Source organism: Thiobacillus sp. (genome assembly GCF_013693775.1).
GTDB lineage: Bacteria > Pseudomonadota > Gammaproteobacteria > Burkholderiales > Thiobacillaceae > Thiobacillus.
On the sequence record NZ_CP059257.1, the window covers coordinates 2,028,714 to 2,051,730 of the forward strand.

Consider the following 23,017-nt stretch of genomic DNA (forward strand, 5'->3'; position numbering starts at 1 on the left):
AAAAACAAGGAGAGATAGAAATGATCGAACTGGAACCCGGCAACGCGCTGGACATCGCCCTGAAGGAAGATGCGCATGGCCGTGACCGTGTCGTCGTGACCCTGGAGGCGCACGGGTGCGAACTCAACCTCACCCCGCATCAAGCCCGGGTGCTGGCTACCGAACTGATCATGGCAGTGAACCGCGCGGAAGTGCGCGGCAATCTGAAGCATAGCCAGAACATGGTGCGGAGCTCGCAGCCCGCCGAACACAAACGCAGCCTGTTCAATCAGGCTTTTGCCAAATAGATTCAGGCCAGTCGGCTTCGACTGGACCGGGGCAGGGGTTGATCAGCCCACCGCCCGATAAGCCGCCTCCGCATTGTCGGAGGTCCACCATCCGTGATAGGGTGGCACTAGGCGCGAAGGTTCGTCCTCGCGCCTTTTATTTCCAGACCCCTGCCGGGTGTCTTCAATTACAACATTGCGGGAATCAGCATGGCCGTCATCGAACTCACCAAGGACAACTTCGAATCCACCATCAACGGCAATGACGTCGTCGTCGTCGACTTCTGGGCCCCTGGTGCGGCCCCTGCCGTGGATTTGCCCCGATTTTCGAAGCCGCGTCCGACAAGCACGCCAACATCGTGTTCGCCAAGGTCAACACCGAGGTCGAGCAGGAACTGGCCGGCTACTTCCAGATCCGCTCCATCCCCACGCTGATGGTGTTTCGCGAGCAGGTCATTCTCTATTCCGAAGCCGGTTCGCTGCCCGCCAACGCGCTGGACTCGCTGATCGAACAGGTGATGGGACTGGACATGGCGCAGGTCCACAAGGACATCGCCGAGCAGCAGGCGCAGCAGGGTCAAGCCTGATCCGTCTTGCCGGCCAATAGCTGCCGCAGCAGCGGCAGCGTGATCGGGCGACGCGCCTCGAGGCTGAACCGGTCGAGCGCCTCCAGCATCTGCAGCAGACTCTGCATATCCCGCGCGGTGTGATTCAACAGATAGTCGGCCACTTGGGGTTCGAGCCGAAATCCCAGGGTTTCCGCATGCTGGCTCAAGGCGGCGCGCTTTTCGGCATCATTAAGGCCATGCAACTGGAACACCAGACCCCAACCCAGACGGGTCTGTAATTCCGGCATCACCGGCAGTTCGGCCGGTGCCACATTTCCCGCCGCCAGCCACAGACCGCCCGCTTCACGCACTCGGTTGAACGCGGCGAACCCGGCATGCTGCTGCGTATCGTTCCAGTCCTCCACCTGATCCGCGATCACGGCCTGCGCAGCCTGCTGCCCACTGAGTTCCACCGTCATCCCGCGTGCCCGGCAGGCATGTGCCCAGGCCGCCAGCAGATAACTCTTGCCGCTGCCCGGCGCGCCCCATATATAGACCATTCGTTCGGCCGCAGTCCCCTCCAGCATGGTCTGCAATTGCGCCATCAACTCGACGTTGCGCCCCACCACGAAACGGGCGAGTTCGGGCTGGGCGGGCGGCCGGATATCCAGAAGCAGTTGCTGCATGGGACGCAAGGATAAGGCATAAGCCCCGGCCTGCTCCAGAAAAACCCGGAGATCGCCATGTGAAAACGCCGCACGCGCGCGGCTATACTTGACGCTTCCGCGCCCGATGTTCGAGTCACCCCGATGAGTTCCATTTTCCCCGTCCCGGTCAAACCCGTGATCCAACCNCCGCCCATGGTGGAAGAAGTCCTGAGCGCCGAGGAGCGCGACGCGCTCAAATCCCGTATCAAGACGCTGATGAAGCAACAGGATGCGGTGCTGGTCGCGCATTACTACACCTCGGCCGATCTGCAGGATCTGGCCGAGGAAACCGGCGGCTGCGTGTCCGACTCGCTGGAAATGGCGCGCTTCGGCCACGCCCATCCGGCAAAAACGTTGATCGTCGCCGGGGTCAAGTTCATGGGCGAAACCGCCAAGATCCTCAACCCGGAAAAGCGCGTCATCATGCCTGACCTGGGAGCCGACTGTTCGCTCGACCTGGCCTGTCCTGCAGATGAGTTCGCCGCCTTTTGCGACGCCCATCCCGACCGGATATCGGTTGTCTACGCCAACACCAGTGCAGCCGTGAAGGCGCGCGCCGACTGGGTCGTCACCTCCGGCATCGCCGCCAAGATCGTCAAATACCTGCACCAGCAGGGCCACAAGCTATTGTGGGCGCCGGATCGCCACCTGGGCGACTACGTACGGCGCATCAGCGGCGCCGACATGCTGTTGTGGCAGGGCTCGTGCGTCGTGCACGAGGCGTTCAAGGCCGAGGCGCTCAGGAAACTGCGATCGGAACACCCGAACGCGGCGGTGCTGGTACATCCCGAATCGCCCGAATCGGTGATTGCGCTGGCCGACGTGGTCGGTTCGACTACCCAGCTGATCGAGGCGGTGCGCACCCTGCCCAACCCGGAATTCATCGTCGCAACCGACAATGGCATCTTCCACAAGATGCACGCCGCCGCCCCGGGCAAGATCCTGCTGGAGGCGCCGACCGCCGGAGAAGGCGCGACCTGCACCTCGTGTGCACACTGTCCCTGGATGGCGATGAACGGCTTGCGGAAACTCGCCGACGTCCTGGAAACAGGCGGCAACGAAATCCATATCGAGGAATCCATCCGCGCCCGCGCCCGGCTGTCGATCCAGAAAATGCTGGATTTTGCCGCGGCTGAAAAGGCCGGAACCCTCCAGTTGGGCGACTGAGGCGCCCTCATGGCCGGAACCAGCCTGCTTGCCCTCATCGACGACATCGCCACCCTCCTCGACGATGTGGCATTGCTGACCAAGGTCGCCGCCAAGAAAACCACGGGCGTGCTCGGCGACGATCTGGCGCTGAATGCGGAGCAAGTCTCCGGGGTACGCGCCGAACGCGAATTGCCTGTCGTATGGGCCGTATTCAAGGGCTCGCTCAGAAACAAGCTCATCCTGGTGCCGGCGGCGCTCGCCATCAGCGCCCTGGCGCCGTGGCTCATCATGCCGATCCTGATGCTGGGCGGGGCCTTTCTCTGCTACGAGGGCTTCGAGAAACTGGCACACAAATTCCTGCCCAGCCACGACCAGGATGACGCGCACAAAGCCGAACTCGCACAAGCGCTGGCCAACCCGGCCGTCGACCTGGCCGAGTTCGAGCGCGACAAGATCAAAGGGGCCGTACGCACCGATTTCATCCTGTCTGCCGAAATCATCGTCATCACCCTGGGCACCGTCGCGACCGCGTCGTTCGGCACTCAGGTTGCCGTACTTGCCGGCATCGCCATCCTGATGACCATCGGGGTATACGGGCTGGTGGCCGGCATCGTCAAGCTCGACGATGCCGGGCTCTACCTCAGCCGGCGCAGCGGCAGCGGCTTCGCCGGCATGCAGCGCAGCATCGGACGCGGCATTCTGCGCGTCGCCCCGTATCTGATGAAAAGTCTTTCCGTGCTCGGTACGGCGGCGATGTTCCTCGTCGGCGGCGGCATCCTGGTCCACGGCCTGCCGGGCACGCACGGCATCCTGCCCGCCCTCGCCCAGGCTGCGCACGCCGTGCCGGCCATCGGAAGCGGACTGGCTGCCATGACGCCGCTACTGCTCAATGCGCTGGCCGGTATCGTGGCCGGAGGGATGGTCCTGGGCAGCGTGACGGTAACCCGGCGCCTGTTCCGGTAGTCCGGCCGTCTATTTCTGGTAGGGCTGAATCAGCTTGCGCACCGGATCGTAAGCCTGGTCGTCGACGACAGCAAAACCGTCGTAGGTACGATCGAACGCTTCCAGCGTGGCGCTTCCGTCAGGGGTGGTTTTCTTCAGCGCGAGCAAGGCATCGCGCAGCTTGTTGCGCACGGCCACAGGCATGCCCGGATGCACGGCAAAGATATACGACGGCAAGGGGGACGTGCTGCCGATCACGACAATGCCCTCATTCTTGAAATCGTCGGCAACGGAATCTTTCAAAATACCGCCGTCAAAATCCCCTGCCAGCACCGCCTTGGCGATATTGTCGTAATGCTTGAGATAGGCGAAGCGCGAAAAATCAGCCATCTTCACACCCATCGACTCGACCGATGCCCTTTGCAACAAGGCCTTTTCATCGCCAAAGGCAAAGCGCTTGCCCTTGAGGTCTACCGGGGTGGTAATGCCGGAACCTGCTTTTACGCCAATGACCAGCGAAAATACGGGCGGCCCTGAATAGTCGGCGCAACCAGCGGGATCACCCCGTATTTCCTGCGCGCCTCGATGTAGGCTACCGGCGTGAGATAGGCTATTTGCGTCTGCTCCGTACCCAGGTCTTCCACGGCCGACCCCAGATTGGGCGACGGCCGGAAGCGGATATTGAGATCGGTGCTCAGCGCGAGATAGTTCGTCAGCGCGCTCATGCGCTTGATCATCTCGACCGGAATGTCCATGGCCACCGAGCCCATGGTTACCTGGCCAGTTGGCGCATGCTGTTTTGGCGCAGCCCAGGCGAGTGAATGCATCGCGCCCACAAGAAGCACGACCAGTACGGCCTGCGCCATTCCCCGTTTCGGTTTCATGCTGATTCTCTCCCGCGTAAAGGCGATGCGTCGGCCCCGTCGTACACGCTGTAACAGTCCCGTCCGCTGTGCTTCGCCTGGTAAAGTGCCTTGTCGGCCGCATAGTAGAGGGCCTGCGGCGTTTTCATGGAATCGTCGCACTGGGCAATCCCGACGCTCAGACTGATGCTCAGCCGCTTGTCCTCGTAGTGAAAGCAGTGCGCACGGACGCCTTCCAGCAGAATCTCGACAAACATTCCAGCCTGCTCGGCGTTGGTGTGATACAGCACGATGCCGAACTCGTCTCNCCCAAGGCGCGCGGGCAGATCGGATTTTCGGACGTGCAGGCGCATGAGGGTGCCGATTTCGCGGAGGATCTCGTCCCCGGCGCCGTGGCCATGGCTGTCGTTGATCAGCTTGAAATGATCGATGTCAAACAACACGAGCGTGATTTCTTCCGCATAACGTTCGGATTGATGGAACATCCGCGACAGGGTTTCATCGAATTTGCGGCGATTCGGCAATTCGGTCAGCCAGTCGGTCGTGGCCATGGTGCTGAGCAAGTCGAGCGCATGCTCAAGCTCGCGGGTGCGCCCGCCCAGCTGGATGTTCTTGTCCCGCAGTTCCTGGTTCGCAAAATCGATCTTGCTTTGCAACTTGTCGTGGTAACTGGCGAGGGATGTGTTCAAAGTATTGAACACCGACACCAGCCGGCCGATCTCGTCACCACTTTTGACCTCCAGATAAGGGGCGACGTACGAATCGCCCTTTTCCGTCGCCTCTTCCATGGCCGTCGTCAGCTTGCGGATCGGCGAGACAATGCCGCGCGCGGTAAACAAATAGACGATCAGCCCGAGTATCGCGCCAAAAACGGCCTGTTCGACAAACACACGCCAATAGAGCGCAGCCAGCGCGCGTTCCAGTGCATCGGTCGAGACATCGACGGTCACGGCGCCAATGGTCTGTCCATTGAATACGACGGNGGTCTCGAAACGCTGGTGGGTCCGGGCATCGTCCACCTCGGACTGGGCCATGATGCGCCCATCCCGGTTGCGGATGGTGACGCGGATCACATTGATTTGCCGGGCAACATTGGCGGCGAGCATTTCCAGATTGCCATAATCGTATCCGGCTATCAGGGAGGCTGCCCCGGAGGCGGTGGCGTTGGCGACGCTTTGGCCAGCCTTGCCGATCAGTTCGCTAAGCGAAGCGCGCTCGCTCTGAACGCGAATCACGCCGATGACGGCCGACGTGACCAGTACGCCAACCATGACATAGCCCATGAGCTTGATGCCCAAACCAAACCGCAAGTCAATCTCCTCTACGAGGCCAGGCGACCTAATCCTTTTTCCTTATTCGGTTATCGGCTTGCCCGACGAAAGCTGAAGCCCCCGATGCGGGCAAGGATGACGTGGTCTGCCTGCCTTCGGTCTGCCCGAACCCATCCATATCCCGTAAAATAGCGGCTTTGAAGCAGATCGATTCGGCTCCGCCCCGGCGATGCCCGAGTCCCATCCAGCATGACCGCACGCCTGCGCGAGATCCCTTACAACTACACTTCGTTTTCAGACCGCGAAATCGTCATCCGCCTGCTCGGTGCCGAGGCATGGGGCGTACTCAACACGCTGCGTGGTGAACGCAAGACAGGGCGTTCGGCCCGCATGTTGTTCGAGGTGCTGGGCGATATCTGGGTGGTTCGGCGCAATCCCTATCTGGAAGACGACCTGCTCGACAACCCCAAGCGGCGACAGATGCTGATCGACGCATTGCGCCATCGCCTGCACGAAATCGAAGTGCGGCGTCAGGGCAACGAACTGGTGGGACAGTTGCTGGCGGCGGCCGAGCGCGCGGTACGCGAATTCGAGGCCTGGTTCGCCGACACGGTCAGTCTGCGCGCGCGTATCCAGCGCCGCCTGGCCGGCGTGACCCGGCGCGACAACATCGCATTCGACGGCCTGGCACGCGTCTCGCATGTCACCGACGCGACCGACTGGCGCGTGGAATATCCTTTCGTGGTGTTGACGCCGGACACCGAAGCCGAGATGGCCGGCCTGGTGGCCGGCCTGATCGAACTGGGCTTGACCATCATTCCGCGCGGCGGCGGCACCGGCTATACCGGCGGCGCGGTACCGCTCACCGAACATGCGGCCGTCATCAACACCGAAAAGCTCGAAACGATGAGCGCGGTGGAACTGCAGCACCTGTCCGGCTGCGAATTCGAAGTGCCCACCATTCATTGCGGCGCTGGCGTCGTCACCAAGCGGGTGATGGAAGCGGCCGATGCCGCCGGCCTCGTGTTCGCGGTCGATCCGACGTCCGCCGATGCCTCCACCATCGGCGGCAACGTGTCGATGAACGCAGGCGGCAAGAAGGCCGTGCTATGGGGTACCGCGCTCGACAATCTGGTGTCCTGGAGGATGGTTACGCCCGACGCCAGCTGGATCGAAGTGAGCCGGCTCAACCACAACCTCGGCAAGATCCACGACGCGTCCTCGGCAACCTTCGAAATCCGTCATTTTGCCGCCGACGGCAAGACGCCAAAGGGCTCGCCGGAGATCCTCACCATACCGGGCAGCCGCTTCCGCAAGACCGGACTCGGCAAGGACGTCACCGACAAGTTCCTCGCTGGCCTGCCGGGCATCCAGAAGGAAGGTTGCGACGGCCTGATCACCTCGGCACGCTTCATTCTGCACCGGCTTCCNGCGCATACGCGTACCGTGTGCCTGGAGTTCTTCGGCACGGCACGCGACGCCACACCCGCCATCGTCGAGATCAAGGATTATTGCGATGCCCATCCGGGCATCCTGCTCGCCGGGCTGGAGCATCTCGACGCGCGCTACGTGAAAGCGGTCGGCTACGCGACCAAGGCGCCTCGCGCCACGCGGCCTAACATGGTGCTGCTGATCGACGTGGTGTCGGACAACGAAGTCGCGGTCGGCGAAGCCGCCTCGCACATCGTGCGCATCGCCAACGCGCGCGGCGGTGAAGGCTTCATCGCGGTAACGCCCGAAACCCGCAAGATCTTCTGGCTCGACCGCGCCCGCACCGCGGCCATCGCGGCGCATACCAACGCGTTCAAGATCAACGAGGACGTGGTGATTCCGCTGCCCCGTCTGGGCGATTACACCGACGGCGTCGAACGCATCAACATCGAGCTGTCGATCGCCAACAAGCTGAAGCTGCTCGACGCCCTGGCCAAATTCTTCGCGGCATCGCTGCCGCTGCTGGAGGACGACGATACCATCGCCGATCCGGTGCAGGTGGAAGAAAAACAGGTCCAGGCACGCAATCTCATCGCTGCCGTGCATGCCCGCTGGGCAGGCTATCTGGCCGATCTCGATGCGCCGCACGAGAGCGGCACCGTGTTCACTGCCCTGCGCGACAAGCATATTCGCGTGTCATGGAAACGCGAGGTGAAGCGCGAACTGCACCAGCTATTCATCGGCCGCGAATACACCAGGGTGCTCGAATCCTGTGACCGTATCCACAAGGCGGTATTGAAAAGCCGCGTGTTCGTGGCATTGCACATGCACGCCGGCGACGGCAACGTGCACACCAACATCCCGGTCAACTCCGACGATTACGCCATGCTGCAGGCGGCCAACGCCGCGGTGGCGCGCATCATGGCGCTGGCAACCGAACTCGGCGGGGTGATTTCGGGCGAACACGGTATCGGGTTGACCAAGCTGGAGTTTCTCGACGCTGCGACCATCGCGACCTTTGCCGAATACAAGAAGAAAGTCGATCCCGAGCATCATTTCAATAAAGGCAAGCTGCTGCCCGGCGGGGATCTGCATAATGCCTACACGCCGTCATTCAGCCTGCTGGAGGCCGAATCGATCATTCTCGAGGCCTCCGAGACCGGGGCCATCGCTGATTCCATCAAGGACTGCCTGCGCTGCGGCAAGTGCAAGCCCGTGTGCAACACCCATATCCCGCGCGCCAACCTGCTGTACAGCCCGCGCAACAAGATCCTCGCCACCTCGCTGCTGATCGAGGCCTTCCTGTACGAGGAACAGACCCGGCGCGGCACATCCCTGAAGCACTTCGACGAGTTCGGCGACGTCGCCGACCACTGCACCATCTGCCACAAGTGCAAGAACCCCTGCCCGGTCGACATCGACTTCGGCGACGTCTCCATCGCCATGCGCAACATGCTACGCAAGCAGGGCAAGAAGAAATTCAACCCTGGCACGTGGGCGTCGATGGCCTTCCTCAACGCGACCGACCCCGCCACCATCAAGGCGCTGAGGAAGCCGCTGATCGAATGGGGCTACGCCAGCCAGCGGCTGGGGAACCAGCTGTTCAAGCGCATGGGCCTGATCCAGGCGCAGACCCAACATCCGCCTGCCACGCTGGGCAGGCCGAAGCTCGTCGCGCAGGTGATCCATCTGGTCAACAAGCCGATGCCAGGTGGGCTACCGAANAAGACCTCGCGCGCGCTGCTGGGCCTGGAAGACCCATCCATCGTCCCCATCCTGCGCAACCCCGCCAAGCTGTCCGACGATTCCGACGCGGTGTTCTATTTTCCTGGCTGCGGTTCGGAGCGCCTGTTCTCGCAGGTGGGGCTCGCCACCCAGGCCATGCTGTTCGAGCTCGGCGCCCAGACCGTGCTCCCGCCCGGCTACCTGTGCTGCGGCTATCCGCAGACCGCGGGCGGCCAGGCCGACAAGGGCGAAGCGATCACCGCCGCCAACCGCGTGCTGTTCCACCGCGTCGCCAACACGCTCAACTACCTCGACATCAAGACCGTGCTCGTGTCGTGCGGCACCTGCATGGACCAGCTCCTGAAGTACGAATTCGAGAAGATCTTCCCCGGCTGCCGCCTGCTCGACATCCACGAATACCTGATGGAAAAAGGCGTCAAGCTCGACAACGTAAGCGGCGAGAAATACCTCTTCCACGANCCCTGCCACACACCGATGAAAACCCACGCGCCGATGAAAGTCGCCAACGCGCTATTGGGCGGCGGCGTGCACCTGTCCGACCGCTGCTGCGGCGAATCCGGCACCCTCGCCGTCAGCCGCCCGGACATTTCCACCCAGATCCGCTTCCGCAAGGAAGAGGAAATCCGCACCGGGGTCGCCGCACTGGCCACCGGCAGCCAGCCGGTCAAGCTCCTGACCAGCTGCCCGTCGTGCCTGCAGGGACTGGCACGCTACAGCGACGACACGAATACCGAGCCGGATTACATCGTGATCGAACTGGCGAANAAACTGCTCGGTGAAAACTGGATGACGAATTACCTCACCCGCGTCGGGAATGGCGGCATCGAGCGCGTGCTACTGTAAACCCCCAGTTCGACCGGAAAATCCGGGGCGCGATTGCCCCGGAAAACCGATCATGCTATCGTCCGGCCTGCGGAGACCAGATATAACAAGCAGTCAAATCAAATACTTGGTCTTAGGGAGGAAAATCATGCACGTCCGTCTGACGACGCTTGCTGCCGCACTTATGGTCGGCGTCACACCTGCTTGGGCAACCGGTTTGCCCGCTTACGAAACCTATTCGGCCGCTGCCGATGTCGCCAATGATTTCCTGACGGGTAGTCTCTACACTCCGAATTTGGACATCACCACGCTGCCTGGGGAAACAGCAAGCATCAGCGTATCCGGCCCATTTGTTGCCAGCCTCCCGTATTACACCGCTTCGGCCAGCACGATTCAGGGAAGCAACCATGCTTACGCCAGTGCCAACACGTTTCCCTTGGGCACGCTTAGTACCATTAGTTATTCTGGCTGGTATGACACCGTTACGATCAACGGTGGAAACGGTACTGGCGTGATGCAGTTCACAGTACAGTTGAACGGGAACGTAGATGCTGGCGCAATCGCCGGGATCGTCGGCTATGGTTTGTATGCCAGCAACGTACACCCGACCCAACTGGCCAGCGACACAATCATCAACTATGCATCGCTCCCGACAAACCCATGGTTCCTGAACGCAAATGGAGTAACCCCTATTGCGGGCCATACCATTGGTGTTTCACCCTACAACGACACCTCGCTTCTGTTCACAACCGAGATACAGCCTCCCCTGGACGGAGTCCANGGGATTCCAGCTTTGCAGCCCCCACAAACGCTTGTTGACCAAATTCTCGCGCCAGGAGTCGGGCAAAATCTCAACATCACGCTGCACGGCACACTAACCTTTACCTACGGCGAGACGTTTTATCTGATCGGCGCTCTGGGTGCTGGCCTCGGCGGGATTGAGACATTTTGCGCATTTTCCACAGATAGCTCCTGCAGCAGTCCAACTAAAGACGGCAGCGGCGCCACCACCCTCGACTTCTCCAACAGCGCGAACCTCGTCAACATCGCGCTGCCCGAGGGCGCAACGGCCAGCTTCGCTTCCGGCAACACCTACAACGTGACTACCGTGCCCGAACCCGACGCATGGCTCATGCTGCTGGCCGGGCTGGGGCTGGTGGGCTGGCGGGCGCGCCGCCGCGCCTGAGCGGCTGCTTGCCAAGCCTGGTCCCGCCCCGCATGATGCGGGGCGTCTTGTTTCAAGGAAGCGCGTATGTCTGATTGTCCCTTATGCAATGCGCCGGGCGGGCGGCTGTTGTGGCAGGATGAGTTCTGCCGCGTGGTACGGGCCGACGAACCGGATTACCCCGGTTTTCTGCGCGTGATCCTCAACCGCCACGTCAAGGAAATGACCGACCTGGTGCCTGAAGAGCGCTCGCGTTTGATGATGATGGTGTGCAAAACCGAGCAGACCGTCCGCGACGTGATGCGGCCCGACAAGATCAATCTCGCCTCGTTCGGCAACGTGGTGCCGCATTTGCACTGGCACGTGATTCCGCGCTTTGCGGACGACCCGCATTTCCCGAATCCGGTATGGGGAGAGAGACTGAGGGAAACATCTCACGCAGTACCCGCCGATCTGGACGCGCAGCTTGCCGCGGCGTTCAACTCACTGGTGTAGTCCCACTCCCAACCCATTGAAGCCCTAAAGGACTCCAATCCACTACGTGCTGAAGCACGTGTGGAATCGTATGCGCCAAGAACCACGCTCCACCCGCGAGGGGCAGGCCGTGGTTCTATAGGCGCTAAAGCCCTAAAGGACTCCGATCCGCTACGCGCTGAAGCGCGTGCGGAATCGTATGCGTCATGAACCCCCTCAGCCGACGGCTTGCTCGCGTTCGGGAAACGGAATGACCGTGCCGCNTTTCTCCGCGCCCGGGAGTTGAAGACGCTGAGCGGGGAAAACGGCCGAGAAGGTGCTGCCCTTACCGGGCACAGACTGGATCTCCAGGCGCGCACCGTGGCGGGTCAGCACATGCTTGACGATGGCCAGCCCCAGTCCGGTGCCGCCGGTTTCGCGCGAGCGGCTGCGGTCCACCCGATAGAAGCGTTCGGTCAGGCGAGGAATATGCTCGGCCGCGATGCCTTCGCCGGTATCGATGACTGAAANAACCCNCTCGCCGTTGCGCTCTCGCCAAGCCAGGGTGATGTCGCCGCCTTCCGGGGTGTAGCGCACGGCATTCGACACCAGGTTGCCGAGCGCGCTGCGAATTTCCTGCAGGCTGCCTTTCAAGCAGGCCTCGCTCTGGCATTGCAGGCTGACCCTGTGCCGTCCGCGGCTCAGCGATTCCGCTTCGGCCTTCAAGGCCTGCGCCAGCTCGGGCACGTTGACGAGCTCGTCCTTGAGCATGTGATCGGCGCTTTCCAGCCGTGACAGGGTCAGCAAGTCATCCAGCAGGTGTTGCATGCGCCGGGTATGGTCCAGCATCAAATCGAAATAATGGCGGCTCTCGGCGGCAGGCAGGTCGGGGGCATCGGCCAGGGTCTCGACAAAACCGCCGACCACGGTCAAGGGCGTGCGCAATTCGTGCGAGACATTGGCAATGAAGTCGCGGCGCATCGCATCGACGCGCTCGAGGTCGGTGATGTCGCGGGCGACCAGCAGCTTCTGCGATTCGCCGAACGGCACCAGTTGCAGGGACAGGATAAGTTCGCGATTCACCGGCGATTTGCACACCAGGCGCCGCGAATAATCGGCTGCGTCGAGAAAATCCAGGAACTGTGCCTGCCGCAGCAGGTAGCGGATGAACTGGCCGCGGTCGCGTTCGCAGTCCAGGCCCATGTAGGTGCGGGAAGCGGGGTTGCACCATTCGATCTGTTCGCTGCGGTTGAGAATGACCATGCCGTCGGGCACGGCCATCGCGGCATGTTCGAACTGTTCGAGCGCGGAGGTGAGCTGGCCACGGCTGGCTTTCTGGCGGCGCTGGAGTTTTTGCAGCCGGTAGAAGATGTCGCCCCAGGTGCCGGTGGCGTCGGGCGGCTCCACTTCGTCCGGATTTTCCAGCCAGCGCGCCAGGCGGAATTCCTGCCACAGGCGGCGCAGCATCACGAAAGCCTGGATGCCGGCCAGGAACCCCAGCGCAGCCACCCATCCGGAGCCGGCCCACAAGATCAGCGCCACCAGCAATACGCCGGCCAGCACACTGAGTGGACGCCACCAAAACCCATGTTTGCCTGCTTGAAAACCGCGGTGGGTGGATTATCCCACGTCGGCCGAAAAGCGGTAACCCGAGCCGCGCACGGTCTGGATCAGTTCGGAATGGCCGGACGGCTCCAGCGCCAGGCGCAGGCGGCGAATGTGGACGTCGACCGTGCGCTCTTCCACGAACACGTCGTCGCCCCACACCTGGTCGAGCAACTGGGTGCGCGAGTAGACGCGCTCGGGGTGCGTCATGAAGAAGTGCAGCAGGCGGAATTCGGTTGGCCCCAGTTCAAGCGCCTGGCCCTTGCCCTGGACGCGATGGCTGGTGGGATCGAGCTTCAGGCCGTTGATTTCCACCGGCTCGTCGGTCATCTGCGGCGCCCGGCGACGCAACACGGCCTTGATGCGCGACACCAGTTCGCGCGGTGAGAACGGCTTGGTGATGTAGTCGTCGGCGCCGGTATCCAGCCCAAGCACCTTGTCCCGCTCTTCTCCGCGCGCCGTCAGCATGATGATGGGGATTGGCTGGTAGCGCTCGTCGCTGCGCAGGCGCTTGCACAGGTCGATCCCCGACATGCCGGGCAGCATCCAGTCAAGCAGGATGACGTCGGGCAGCGTGCTTTTGAGGAATTTCAGCGCATACTCGGCGTCACCGGCGGCGGTGACCTGATGCCCGGCCTGCGCCAGGTTGAACTTCAGCAATTCCTGGATTCCGGGTTCGTCTTCGACCAGCAAAATATTGGCAGCCATGGTGATTCCAGCATTGTTTGAATGGTAGCCATACTATGACAGCAGTATGACTGATTTATGACATAGAACAGGCCCGCCCAAATCCGCGCCAGCCCGTGCGCTGGTAGAATCCAGAGGTTTCCCTTGACCCCGTCTGCCATGGATAAAACCACCCATTTCGGCTACCAGCAGGTCGCCGAGTCCGAAAAAGCCGCCAAAGTGGCCGAGGTCTTCCATTCCGTCGCCGCCCAATACGACGTCATGAACGATCTCATGTCGGCCGGCCTTCACCGGCTGTGGAAGCGCTTTGCCGTGGCGCAGGCGGGCTTGCGGCCCGGCATGAAGGTGCTCGACGTCGCCGGCGGCACCGCCGACCTGACCCGGCTGTTCCTGAAGGAAGTCGGCGACACCGGCCAGGTGCTGCTCACCGACATCAACTTCTCGATGCTGCGCGAAGGCCGCGACCGCATGCTCAACGAGGGCAGGACGCCGCCGGCCATTCAGTGCGATGGCGAGCGGCTGCCGTTTCCGGATGACTATTTCGATTGCGTATCGGTCGCCTTCGGCCTGCGGAACATGACGCACAAGGATCAGGCGCTGGCCGAGATGAACCGCGTGCTGAAACCTGGCGGCCGCCTCCTGGTGCTGGAATTTTCCAAGGTATGGAAACCACTGGAACCCGCCTACGACCTGTATTCCTTCAAGCTGCTGCCGCTGATGGGCAAGCTGGTCGCCAAGGACGCCGCCAGCTACCAGTACCTGGCCGAATCGATCCGCATGCATCCCGGCCAGGAAGAACTCAAGGCGATGATGGAGACCGCCGGCTTCGCCAAGGTCAGCTATCACAACCTCACCGCCGGTGTCGTCGCACTGCATAAAGGCTTCAAGGTTTGATCGCTGAAAGCCTCTTCGAACGCAGCCTCAACCATCTGTTGCGGCAGTCGCCCGGTACGGCCGAGGCGCTGGTCAGACACGCCGGTGCGAGCGTGCGCTTCGACCTGGCATTCAAGCAATTCGATTTCCGCATCGCCGACGACGGGTGTTTTTCCGAAGCCGTGGTCGATGCCCCCGACGCCGTCATCCGCCCCACCCCGCGCTCGTCGCCCGCCTGCCGTTTTTCGGCCGCGATGCGCTGCGCGACGCCGACTACACTGGCGACCCGGCCCTGCTCGCCACGCTCGACCGCGTCTTCAAGCAGCTGGATTGGGATGTCGAGGCCGATCTGGCGCCATGGGTCGGCGACATTGCCGCACACAGACTGAACACGATCAGCCGCGACGCCCTCGCCGGTATCGCCCGCGCTTTCTCGGCACTGGGCCACAACGCAAGCGAATACCTGGTCGAGGAAGTCGAGCTGATGGCGCGCGGCGTCGACGTCGCGCGCTTCAACCAGGCAGTCGACGTGCTGGCCGACGACACGGCACGGCTGGATGCCCGCCTGCGGCGGCTGGAAACGCGCGACGCATGAAACTGCTGCGCCTCGCCCGCATCCTCAGCATCGGCCTGCGCTACGGGTTGGAAGAGTTCTTTCTCGGCCACGAGCGGGTGCGCCCACTGCGTTGGCTGGTGCGCGTCACCCTGTTCTGGCGACCGCTCAACGAACCACGCGGCGTGCGCCTGCGCCGTGCGCTGGAAGCACTGGGGCCGATCTTCGTCAAATTCGGCCAGATGCTCTCCACCCGACGCGATCTGGTGCCGCTCGACATTGCCGACGAACTCGCCCAGCTACAGGATCGGGTCCCGCCTTTCCCTTCGTCAGAGGCCATTGCCGCCCTGGAAGCGACCTATACAAAGCCGCTGGTCGACGTATTCGCTGAATTCGACGCCACGCCGGTTGCGTCCGCCTCGGTGGCGCAGGTGCATTTCGCCCGCCTGCATGACGGTACCGCCGTCGCGGTGAAGGTGCTCCGCCCCCGCATCGCGCCCGTGATCGCGCACGACGTCTCGCTGCTCTATGCCGCCGCCGGCCTGGTGGAGAAACTGTTCGCCGACGGCAAGCGGTTGCGTCCGCGCGAAGTCGTCAGCGAATTCGAGAAACACCTGGCAGACGAGCTCGACCTGATGCGTGAAGCCGCCAACTGCTCGCAACTGCGGCGCAACTTCAAGGACTCGCCGCTGCTGAAAGTGCCCGAGGTGTACTGGGACTACTGCGGCCGCGACGTCATGGTGATGGACCGCATGGACGGCATCCCGGTGAGCCAGATCGAGCGCCTGCGCGAATCCGGTGTGAACATCCCGAAACTCGCCGCCACCGGCGTGGAGATCTTCTTCACCCAGGTGTTCCGCGACGGCTTCTTCCACGCCGACATGCATCCCGGCAACATCCTGGTGCGCCCCGGTTCCGAGCAGTACATCGCGCTGGATTTCGGCATCATGGGCACGCTCACCGAGGTCGACAAGCAGTATCTGGCACGCAACTTCCTCGCCTTCTTCCGCCGCGACTACAAGGGCGTGGCGCTGGCGCATCTGGAATCCGGCTGGGTGCCGGCCGACACCCGCATCGACGAACTCGAGGCCGCGGTGCGCGCGGTATGCGAACCGGTGTTCGACCGCCCGCTGAAGGACATTTCATTCGGCCGCGTGCTGCTGCAGCTGTTCCAGGCCTCGCGCCGCTTCAACGTGGAAATCCAGCCGCAGCTGGTGCTGCTGCAAAAGACCCTGCTCAACATCGAGGGCCTCGGTCGGCAACTCGATCCCGACCTCGACCTATGGAAAACCGCCAAGCCCTTCCTGGAACGCTGGATGAACGAGCAGATGGGCTGGCGTGCGCTGGTGAAGAACCTGCAAGCCGAGGCACCGAAGTGGGCAGTGCTGCTGCCGCAACTGCCGCGGCTGGCCCATACCTACCTCTCCCGCAGCGACGACCAGAGCGCACTCGAAACCCGACTCGAACACATCGCTGCCCAGCAGACGCGCAACGCCTGGCTGCTGGCTGTCGCGATCGGTCTGGCGGTTCTGAGCCTGGCGCTTATCCTACTGAAATAGTGCGTGTCCCTGGCGTTCAGGGAATCACCTTGTCGATATTGATCTGAACATTCTGCGTGCCCGGCTTGAGCGGCCCCACACTGCCCTCCAGATCGCCGCTTTGCACACTGGCATTGCCGCTTTTCGAGATGCGGGCCACGACCATGACCGAAGAGAAAGCCGACAGCTTCATGCCAGGCGCCATGGAATTGGAATCATCCAGACTGAAACGACTGGGTAGGTCGCCAGCCTTCTGGCTCAGGATGGCCAGCGGCATGCGCGGACCGTTTTCCGCTCGGGCGAAGATGAACAAAGTATCCCCGGGCGACACTTTGGCCGCCAGTGCCGGGGCCAGTTTGATCTGGCCGCTGACCTGGCCGCCATTGGCGGCAGCCGGTGCCACAGCCTCCGGCGTGGCAGACATGATGCTAGGCAGTGCGGCGGGCGGCGTACGGCCTTCAGCCAGGGCGCGGGCCTCGTCCAGGCTGGCTTGTAACGACTGGGTAAATTNCGAGTCGGCGGGCGCCGTCCGCACTACTTTTTCCCAGTAGCCGATCGCCCNCTTGTAATCCTTTCTATCGAAGGCGGCGGTTCCCATCAGCGCCAACGCCTTGAGGTTGGCCGGATCGATTTTCAGGGCACGCTGCAGCATCGCCAGCGGCTCACCGTCGAGTTTCTGTCCCTGGGACATGGCCAGTGCATCGGCATGATCAGCCATCAGCTGAGCATCGGGCGGCAGCCGTTTTTCCGCCTGGGAATAGGCTTCGGCGGCTTCGGCGAAGCGACCCAGCACGTTGTAGGAACGTGCCAGCATGGCCCAGCCTGCACCATCGTCCGGGTTGTCCTTGAGGCGGGCTGCGAGTTTCTCCGCCATGGCCCGGATGGCATCGAATGACGTGCTGTGCGGGCTGCCGCCCTGAGTCTGAGCGCCGGCCGGCGCAGCGGCTGCCTGCGGCGCCATGTCTGACGGCGCGATGGCCTGAGGCGCGCCAAGCTTGAGATACATCCCCACGGCGACAGCAGGGATCAGCAGCGTCAGTGCAATCGGCGCCCAGGCACCCCGCCGGGCTTGCGAGGGCGCGGCTTCGTTGACAGCGGCCAGTGTGTCTTCCAGCGCACGCTTCTCCAGTTCGCGCCGCCCCGCGGCATGCTGTTCTGCGCTGAGCGTGCCGTTTGCCAGGTCGGCATCCAGTTCCTTGATCTGGTCACGGTAGATCAATACGTTCGCCTGCGCCCGCATATTCCTGTCATCCTCGCCGCGTTGCCTGACCAGCGCAGGCAGCACGAAGGCAAGCCCCAGGGCAATGAGAACGCCGATCACGATGAAAAATCCGGTCATGTTGTTTCCTTGGTTTGGTCGGTTTGCAGCAGGGATTCGGCCAGCGTCTGTTCGTCGCGGCTCAGCTCAGGTTCGGCAGCGCGCTGCCGCCGTTGTCTCAGATTGAAATACAGGATGCCTCCGCCCACTGCCAGCAAAAGGAAGGGCCCGACCCAGAGAAACAGGGTGGTGTTCTTGAGCGGTGGTCGATACAGCACGAAGTCGCCGTAGCGGGCGACCATGAAGTCCTTGATCTCGGCATCGCCCATGCCGGACTCGATTTTTCGCGAATCTCATTGCGCAGATCGACCGCCAGATCGGCATTGGAATCCGCAATCGTCTGGTTCTGGCACACCAGGCAGCGCAACTCGCTGGCGAGTTGCATCAGCCTTGCCTCGGCCACGGGATCAACCGCAGCAAGAGCAGCCTCCTTGGCAAACGCCGGGGAAAGCGACGCTGCCAACAAAAGCGGAAGAACGAATTTATGCAGCATTGAGTTTTTCACCAGCGGTAGAATCGTGTCGCGCCAGATTTCAGGCGTAATAGGACCGGTCTGCTTGTGGCGAATGATGCCGGCTTTGTCGATGACAAAGGTTTCGGGTACGCCGTAGACGCCGAATTCGATACCCGTCCGGCCATCCAGGTCGGATACGCTGGCAACATAGGGATTGCCCAAACTGTTCAGCAGGCGGCGCGCATCGTCCGGCTGATCCTTGTAATCCAGCCCATAGATCGGTACGGCACGGGTTTTGGAAAGCTCGACCAGAACCGGATGCTCCTCGCGGCAACCGCTGCACCACGAAGCCCACACATTGAGCAGCCAGACCTGGCCACGCATCTCCGCGGAAGACAACACACGCGGGGGTGTATCGAGCGTTTGCAAGCGGAATGCGGGCGCCGGTTTGTCGATGAGCGGAGACGGCACCTCGCGCGGATCGAGCTTGAGGCCCACGCCCAAGAACACCAGCATGGCAATGAAAATCGCCAGAGGAATCAGGTAGCGTGCCTTCATGCCGCCTCCGCCAGGCGGCCAGCCAATGCAGCGGGTTCCCGGCGGCGCGCCATGCGGTAACGTCGGTCGGACAACGCCATCGCGCCGCCCAGCGCCATGACCAGACAGCCGCCCCAGATCCAGTCCACGAAAGGCTTGTAATACACGCGTACGACCCAGGCACCGTTACCGACTGGCTCACCCAGCGAGACATACAGGTCACGGGTGAGGCCGGGATCGATGGCCGCCTCGGTCATCGGCATCTGCGTCGCGAAATACATGCGTTTTTCCGGTGCCAGGGTGTGCTCCAATCGGCCATTTTTCAGGATGTCGATGGCGCCTCGCGACGCCATGTAGTTGGGGCCGGGCGTTTCGGTCACGCCCTTGAAGACGAACTGGTAGGCGCCGATGGTGGCCGTGTCGCCGACCTCCATGCGCACGTCCTTCTCGACCTGGTAGCCCTTGACCAGGGTCACGCCGACGATGAATACGCCGACGCCGAGGTGCGCCAGCAGCATGCCGTAATAGCTTCTCGACTGGGTGCCCAACCGCTGCTGCACCGAGGCACCCATGGTCGGCCTGACCCGATTCCACAGATTGAGCGCAGTGGTTGCGAACACCCACAGGGCGAGCAGCAGGCCAAAGCTGATCATGGGCGACCAGCGCCCCAACACGACAGGCAGCAGCAAGGCACTGACGAGACTGATCCCGAAGGCCCAGCGCAGGCGCACGGCCAGGTCAGGCAGGCTGGCGGATTTCCAGCGGGCGAACGGACCGACCCCCATCAGGAAAATAGCTGGGGCCATGAGCGGCGCAAACACAGTGTCGAAGTACGGCGGACCGACCGATATCTTGCCCAGCCGCAGCGCGTCGAGAACCAGCGGATACAGCGTTCCCAGCAATACCGAGCCGGCCGCCACGACCAGAATGACATTGTTGGCAAGCAGCATGGATTCACGCGACACCAGATCGAACCGTCCGCCGAGACCGACCTTGGCCGCGCGCCAGGCGAACAGCAGGAGCGAACCGCCCGTCACGACCGCCAGGAAACTCAGAATGAAAATGCCCCGCCGGGNGTCGGTGGCGAACGCATGGACCGAAGTCAGCACGCCGGAACGCACGAGAAAGGTGCCCAGCAACGACAGGGAAAAGGCGAAGATGGCGAGCAGCACGGTCCAGTTCTTGAAGCTGCCGCGTTTTTCAGTGACGGCCAGCGAGTGAATCAGCGCCGTACCGACCAGCCAGGGCATGAAAGACGCGTTTTCCACCGGGTCCCAGAACCACCAGCCGCCCCAGCCCAGTTCGTAATAGGCCCAGGCGCTGCCGAGCGCGATGCCCACGGTGAGGAACACCCAGGCCACCAGGGTCCACGGCCGTGACCAGCGCGCCCAGGCCGCGTCCAGGTTGCCGCCCAGGAGTGCCGCGATGGCGAAGGCGAAGGCCACGGAGAAGCCCACATAACCCATGTAGAGCATGGGCGGATGGAAGATCATGCCGGGGTCCTGCAGCAGCGGATTGAGATCGCGGCCGTCCGTTGCGGCGGGCAGCAAACGCTCGAAGGGGTTGGACGTCAGCAGGATGAACAGCAGGAACCCGACACAGATGAAACCCATCACGCCGAGAATGCGCGCCACCATTTCCCGCGGCAGATGGCGGCTGAACAGCGAGACCGCGACCATCCAGAAAGTGAGCATGAACACCCACAGCAGCACCGATCCCTCATGGCCGCCCCACACCGCGGCCAGCCGGTAGTGCAGCGGCAGCATGGAGTTGGAGTTGCTGGCGACATACAGCACGGAAAAATCGTTGACCGCGAAGGAATATGCCAGGCAGACCATGGCCAGCATGATGAATACGAACAGCCCCTGCGCGGCGGGTCGCGCCATGGCCATCCAGGATGCGATGCCGCGTTGCGCACCGACGATGGGGAACACCGTCAGCGCAGCGGCGATGAGGAGAGCGACGATGAGGGCGAAATGCCCGATTTCAGGAATCATTTGCTTGGGCTTTCTGTATCCATGACCAGCGTCCTGCCGGTGCTTTCTCCGGAAGCTTGCGCGCGCTTGAGAGCCTCGGCCGCTTCGGGGGCATGTAGTTTTCGTCGTGCTTGGCCAGCACCTCGCTGGCCTGGAAGACGCCATTGGCAGACATTTCCCCCTGCGCCACCACGCCTTTCCCCTCCTTGAACAGATCAGGAAGGATGCCGGTATAGGTCACGGGGATCGAATGTGCGGTGTCGGTCACGATGAAGTGAACCGTCACGCCGTCACGCCGGACGCTACCGGTTTCCACCAATCCGCCAATACGCAGGCTGCGGTCGATGGGCGCCTCGTGCGCAGCGATCTGGGTCGGCGTAAAGAAAAAGCCATGTTGCTGCGCAAGGCGTTCAGCACCAGGCTGGCCGCAATGCCTACCGCAGCCAGCCCGGCAGCAATCAGGACCATGCGTTTATGGCGTGGCTTCATGTGTCACCTGTTCGGATAGGAGCGCCTGCATTCGACGGGCCTTTTCAACGGCGCGTCGACGCATGCGAAGCATAAGAATTTCAGCCGTGATGAGGACGGCCGTGACGAGGTAAGCCCCCAGACATAGAAGCCATAGCCCCCATGGCGATGAAGTCATCCAGACTCTTCCAGATCATGACGGTTCTCCGGTCAATTTTGCGAGCCACTCGGCCTGTTGCTCGCGTTCGAGAATGATGCAGCGCACGCGCGCCAGTGCCGCGGCAATGCTGTACATCCAGCAGGCCAACGCCATGACCAGCATGCCCAGCAGCATGGTGGCCGCCATCTTGGGGGCCATGGTCATGCTGACCGATGCGCCCTGGTGCAGGGTGTTCCACCACTTGACCGAAAAATAGATGATGGGCACGTTGACCACGCCGACCAACGCCAGTAATGCGCTGGCGCGATCGGCGCGGCGTGTGTCGTCGATCGCGGCATGCAAGGCCAGGAATCCCAGATACAGGAACAGCAGGATTAGCTCGGACGTCAGTCGGGCATCCCACACCCACCAGGCACCCCAGGTGGGTTTTCCCCAGAACGCACCAGTCCACAGAGCGATGAACGTGAACAGGGCACCGGTGGGCGCCAGCGCACTCGCCATCATCGACGACAGACGCGTATTGAAGATCAATCCCGCTGCGGCCCATCCCGCCATCACGATGTAGATGAACATCGACATCCAGGCGGCAGGCACATGGATGAAAATAATGCGGTACGACTCGCCCTGCTGGAAGTCGGTGGGCGCCACAAANNAGCTGAGATACAGGCCAGCGAAGGTAAACCCCGCCGCGCTCAGCGCAAACCAGGGAATCAGCTTGCCTGCCAGCGGATAGAACGTGGCAGGCGAGGCGTATTTGAACCAGTTCAGTTTCATTCCGGAAATCGTTCCATGCAGGTCATAGGGAGACGCACCTCGATCATTCCAGCGAGATTCGCAAAGCCGCCGCGGTAGCCCAGGGCGCCAGTACCATGCCCAGCAGCAGCAGTGCGCCGAGGATGGACAAGTGGCCACTGGCATCCATACCGGTGGTACTGGCGTCCACGGCCCCGGCACCAANAACCAGCACCGGCACATACAGCGGCAATACCAGCAATGACACCAGTACCCCGCCACCACGCACGCCCACCGTCAGGGCCGCACCGATGGCGCCGATCAGGCTCAATAGCGGCGTACCCAGCAGCAGTGCCGCCAGCAGCGTGCCAATGGAGCCGACCGGCAAATCGAATTGCAGCGCGATCACCGGCGCAATCAAAACCAGTGGCAAGCCCGAAATCAGCCAGTGCGCCATGACCTTGCCGATCACCACCAGGGCCAACGGCTCGGGGGCCAGAACCAGCTGTTCAAGGCTGCCATCCGCATAATCCGCGTCGAACAGCCGGCCCAGGGACAACATGGAAGCCAGCAAGGCCGCCACCCATAGAATGCCGGGCGCCATGGCACGCAGCAGTTTGGGCTCCGGACCCACACCGAGCGGGAACAGGCTGGCAACGATGACGAAGAAAAATAGCGTGGTTGCCACATCGGCCCGCCGACGCATGGCGAGCAATACGTCACGGGTAACAATATGGCCCAGGGTTCGCATCA

General features: G+C 62.4%; 17 protein-coding genes and 5 pseudogenes. 10 read left to right on the forward strand and 12 right to left on the reverse strand.

All coding sequences use genetic code 11. From position 1 onward, the window contains the following. Positions 1 to 20: 20 nt before the first annotated feature. Both HZY77_RS10075 and trxA read left to right on the forward strand, forming a co-directional pair. Complete coding sequence (locus HZY77_RS10075) at positions 21 to 287, forward strand: hypothetical protein (RefSeq protein WP_018509043.1); 267 nt, start codon at positions 21 to 23, stop codon at positions 285 to 287. A gap of 189 nt (positions 288 to 476) precedes the next feature. After that, positions 477 to 853: pseudogene (trxA, locus tag HZY77_RS10080) on the forward strand (thioredoxin). On the opposite strand, the gene hda reads toward trxA, so the two are convergent. After that, positions 844 to 1,500, reverse strand: a complete 657-nt coding sequence (hda, locus tag HZY77_RS10085; protein WP_296814248.1) for a DnaA regulatory inactivator Hda — start codon at positions 1,498 to 1,500, stop codon at positions 844 to 846. The pseudogene trxA and the gene hda sit on opposite strands and share 10 nt — an antisense overlap. A 174-nt stretch (positions 1,501 to 1,674) precedes the next feature. Here hda and nadA point away from each other — a divergent pair, with 174 nt between their 5' ends. Together nadA and HZY77_RS10095 are read left to right on the forward strand one after the other, a co-directional pair. Then, positions 1,675 to 2,688, forward strand: a complete 1,014-nt coding sequence (nadA, locus tag HZY77_RS10090) for a quinolinate synthase NadA (protein WP_363154627.1) — start codon at positions 1,675 to 1,677, stop codon at positions 2,686 to 2,688. A 9-nt stretch (positions 2,689 to 2,697) separates the two neighbouring features. Beyond that, positions 2,698 to 3,633 (forward strand): DUF808 domain-containing protein, encoded by a 936-nt coding sequence (locus HZY77_RS10095; RefSeq protein ID WP_296814252.1) that lies wholly within the window; start codon positions 2,698 to 2,700, stop codon positions 3,631 to 3,633. Between the two features lie 9 nt (positions 3,634 to 3,642). On the opposite strand, the pseudogene HZY77_RS17815 reads toward HZY77_RS10095, so the two are convergent. After that, positions 3,643 to 4,496 (reverse strand): annotated as a pseudogene (locus HZY77_RS17815) (PhnD/SsuA/transferrin family substrate-binding protein). Further along, the gene (locus tag HZY77_RS10110) at positions 4,493 to 5,785 is read right to left on the reverse strand and encodes a sensor domain-containing diguanylate cyclase (protein ID WP_296814256.1); all 1,293 of its coding nucleotides are present in this window, start codon (positions 5,783 to 5,785) and stop codon (positions 4,493 to 4,495) included. Before HZY77_RS10110 ends, HZY77_RS17815 begins: the two are co-directional and overlap by 4 nt. A 210-nt stretch (positions 5,786 to 5,995) precedes the next feature. Between HZY77_RS10110 and HZY77_RS10115 the strand changes: the two genes are divergently transcribed. From HZY77_RS10115 to HZY77_RS10125, 3 genes are all read left to right on the forward strand, one after another. Beyond that, a complete protein-coding gene (locus HZY77_RS10115; protein WP_296814258.1) occupies positions 5,996 to 9,766 on the forward strand; it encodes a DUF3683 domain-containing protein in 3,771 nt (1,256 codons plus the stop codon). 127 nt (positions 9,767 to 9,893) lie between these two features. Next, complete coding sequence (locus tag HZY77_RS10120; RefSeq protein WP_296814260.1) at positions 9,894 to 10,931, forward strand: PEP-CTERM sorting domain-containing protein; 1,038 nt, start codon at positions 9,894 to 9,896, stop codon at positions 10,929 to 10,931. A 66-nt stretch (positions 10,932 to 10,997) separates the two neighbouring features. Continuing rightward, on the forward strand, positions 10,998 to 11,405 hold the full coding sequence (locus HZY77_RS10125) for an HIT family protein (RefSeq protein WP_296814262.1): 408 nt from the start codon (positions 10,998 to 11,000) through the stop codon (positions 11,403 to 11,405). Positions 11,406 to 11,600: 195 nt separating this feature from the next. On the opposite strand, the gene phoR is transcribed toward HZY77_RS10125, so the two are convergent. Further along, a complete protein-coding gene (gene phoR, locus HZY77_RS10130) occupies positions 11,601 to 12,926 on the reverse strand; it encodes a phosphate regulon sensor histidine kinase PhoR (protein WP_296814263.1) in 1,326 nt (441 codons plus the stop codon). A 57-nt stretch (positions 12,927 to 12,983) separates the two neighbouring features. Next, on the reverse strand, positions 12,984 to 13,676 hold the full coding sequence (phoB, locus tag HZY77_RS10135; RefSeq protein WP_296814265.1) for a phosphate regulon transcriptional regulator PhoB: 693 nt from the start codon (positions 13,674 to 13,676) through the stop codon (positions 12,984 to 12,986). Between the two features lie 138 nt (positions 13,677 to 13,814). On the opposite strand from phoB, the gene ubiE reads away from it, so the two are divergent. From ubiE to ubiB, 3 genes are all read left to right on the forward strand, one after another. Then, the gene (ubiE, locus tag HZY77_RS10140; protein WP_296633413.1) at positions 13,815 to 14,549 is read left to right on the forward strand and encodes a bifunctional demethylmenaquinone methyltransferase/2-methoxy-6-polyprenyl-1,4-benzoquinol methylase UbiE; all 735 of its coding nucleotides are present in this window, start codon (positions 13,815 to 13,817) and stop codon (positions 14,547 to 14,549) included. Between the two features lie 145 nt (positions 14,550 to 14,694). Further along, positions 14,695 to 15,123, forward strand: a complete 429-nt coding sequence (locus HZY77_RS10145; RefSeq protein WP_296814267.1) for a hypothetical protein — start codon at positions 14,695 to 14,697, stop codon at positions 15,121 to 15,123. After that, positions 15,120 to 16,640 carry a ubiquinone biosynthesis regulatory protein kinase UbiB gene (ubiB, locus tag HZY77_RS10150; RefSeq protein ID WP_296814269.1) on the forward strand — a complete coding sequence of 507 codons (1,521 nt, stop codon included), beginning with the start codon at positions 15,120 to 15,122 and terminating at the stop codon, positions 16,638 to 16,640. Before HZY77_RS10145 ends, ubiB begins: the two co-directional genes overlap by 4 nt. A 16-nt stretch (positions 16,641 to 16,656) precedes the next feature. Here the strand turns inward: ubiB and ccmI are convergent, their stop codons facing one another. The 7 genes and pseudogenes from ccmI to ccmB form a co-directional block, all read right to left on the reverse strand. Beyond that, a complete protein-coding gene (gene ccmI, locus HZY77_RS10155) occupies positions 16,657 to 17,958 on the reverse strand; it encodes a c-type cytochrome biogenesis protein CcmI (protein ID WP_296814270.1) in 1,302 nt (433 codons plus the stop codon). Beyond that, positions 17,955 to 18,430: pseudogene (locus HZY77_RS17820) on the reverse strand (cytochrome c-type biogenesis protein). The gene ccmI and the pseudogene HZY77_RS17820 overlap by 4 nt, the downstream one beginning before the upstream one ends. A gap of 6 nt (positions 18,431 to 18,436) precedes the next feature. Continuing rightward, a pseudogene (locus HZY77_RS10170) lies at positions 18,437 to 18,949 on the reverse strand (DsbE family thiol:disulfide interchange protein); the annotation flags it as partial. Beyond that, positions 18,946 to 20,925, reverse strand: coding sequence for a heme lyase CcmF/NrfE family subunit (locus tag HZY77_RS10175; RefSeq protein ID WP_296814274.1), 1,980 nt, complete (start codon positions 20,923 to 20,925; stop codon positions 18,946 to 18,948). The gene HZY77_RS10175 and the pseudogene HZY77_RS10170, both read right to left, overlap by 4 nt. Further along, a pseudogene (gene ccmE / locus HZY77_RS10180) lies at positions 20,915 to 21,393 on the reverse strand (cytochrome c maturation protein CcmE). Before ccmE ends, HZY77_RS10175 begins: the two are co-directional and overlap by 11 nt. A gap of 172 nt (positions 21,394 to 21,565) precedes the next feature. After that, entirely contained in the window at positions 21,566 to 22,306 is a 741-nt protein-coding gene (gene ccmC, locus HZY77_RS10185) for a heme ABC transporter permease CcmC (protein WP_296814276.1), read from the reverse strand. Between the two features lie 43 nt (positions 22,307 to 22,349). Then, on the reverse strand, positions 22,350 to 23,015 hold the full coding sequence (gene ccmB / locus HZY77_RS10190) for a heme exporter protein CcmB (protein WP_296820889.1): 666 nt from the start codon (positions 23,013 to 23,015) through the stop codon (positions 22,350 to 22,352). Positions 23,016 to 23,017: the final 2 nt, after the last annotated feature.

Excerpts from the sequence above, each read along its gene's own strand:
- HZY77_RS10095 (WP_296814252.1), top strand. The coding sequence starts at position 2,698 with ATGGCCGGAACCAGCCTGCTTGCCCTCATCGACGACATCGCCACCCTC.
- hda (WP_296814248.1), bottom strand. The coding sequence starts at position 1,500 with ATGCAGCAACTGCTTCTGGATATCCGGCCGCCCGCCCAGCCCGAACTC.
- ubiE (WP_296633413.1), top strand. The coding sequence starts at position 13,815 with ATGGATAAAACCACCCATTTCGGCTACCAGCAGGTCGCCGAGTCCGAA.
- ubiB (WP_296814269.1), top strand. The coding sequence starts at position 15,120 with ATGAAACTGCTGCGCCTCGCCCGCATCCTCAGCATCGGCCTGCGCTAC.
- nadA (WP_363154627.1), top strand. The coding sequence starts at position 1,675 with ATGGTGGAAGAAGTCCTGAGCGCCGAGGAGCGCGACGCGCTCAAATCC.
- HZY77_RS10075 (WP_018509043.1), top strand. The coding sequence starts at position 21 with ATGATCGAACTGGAACCCGGCAACGCGCTGGACATCGCCCTGAAGGAA.
- phoB (WP_296814265.1), bottom strand. The coding sequence starts at position 13,676 with ATGGCTGCCAATATTTTGCTGGTCGAAGACGAACCCGGAATCCAGGAA.
- HZY77_RS10125 (WP_296814262.1), top strand. The coding sequence starts at position 10,998 with ATGTCTGATTGTCCCTTATGCAATGCGCCGGGCGGGCGGCTGTTGTGG.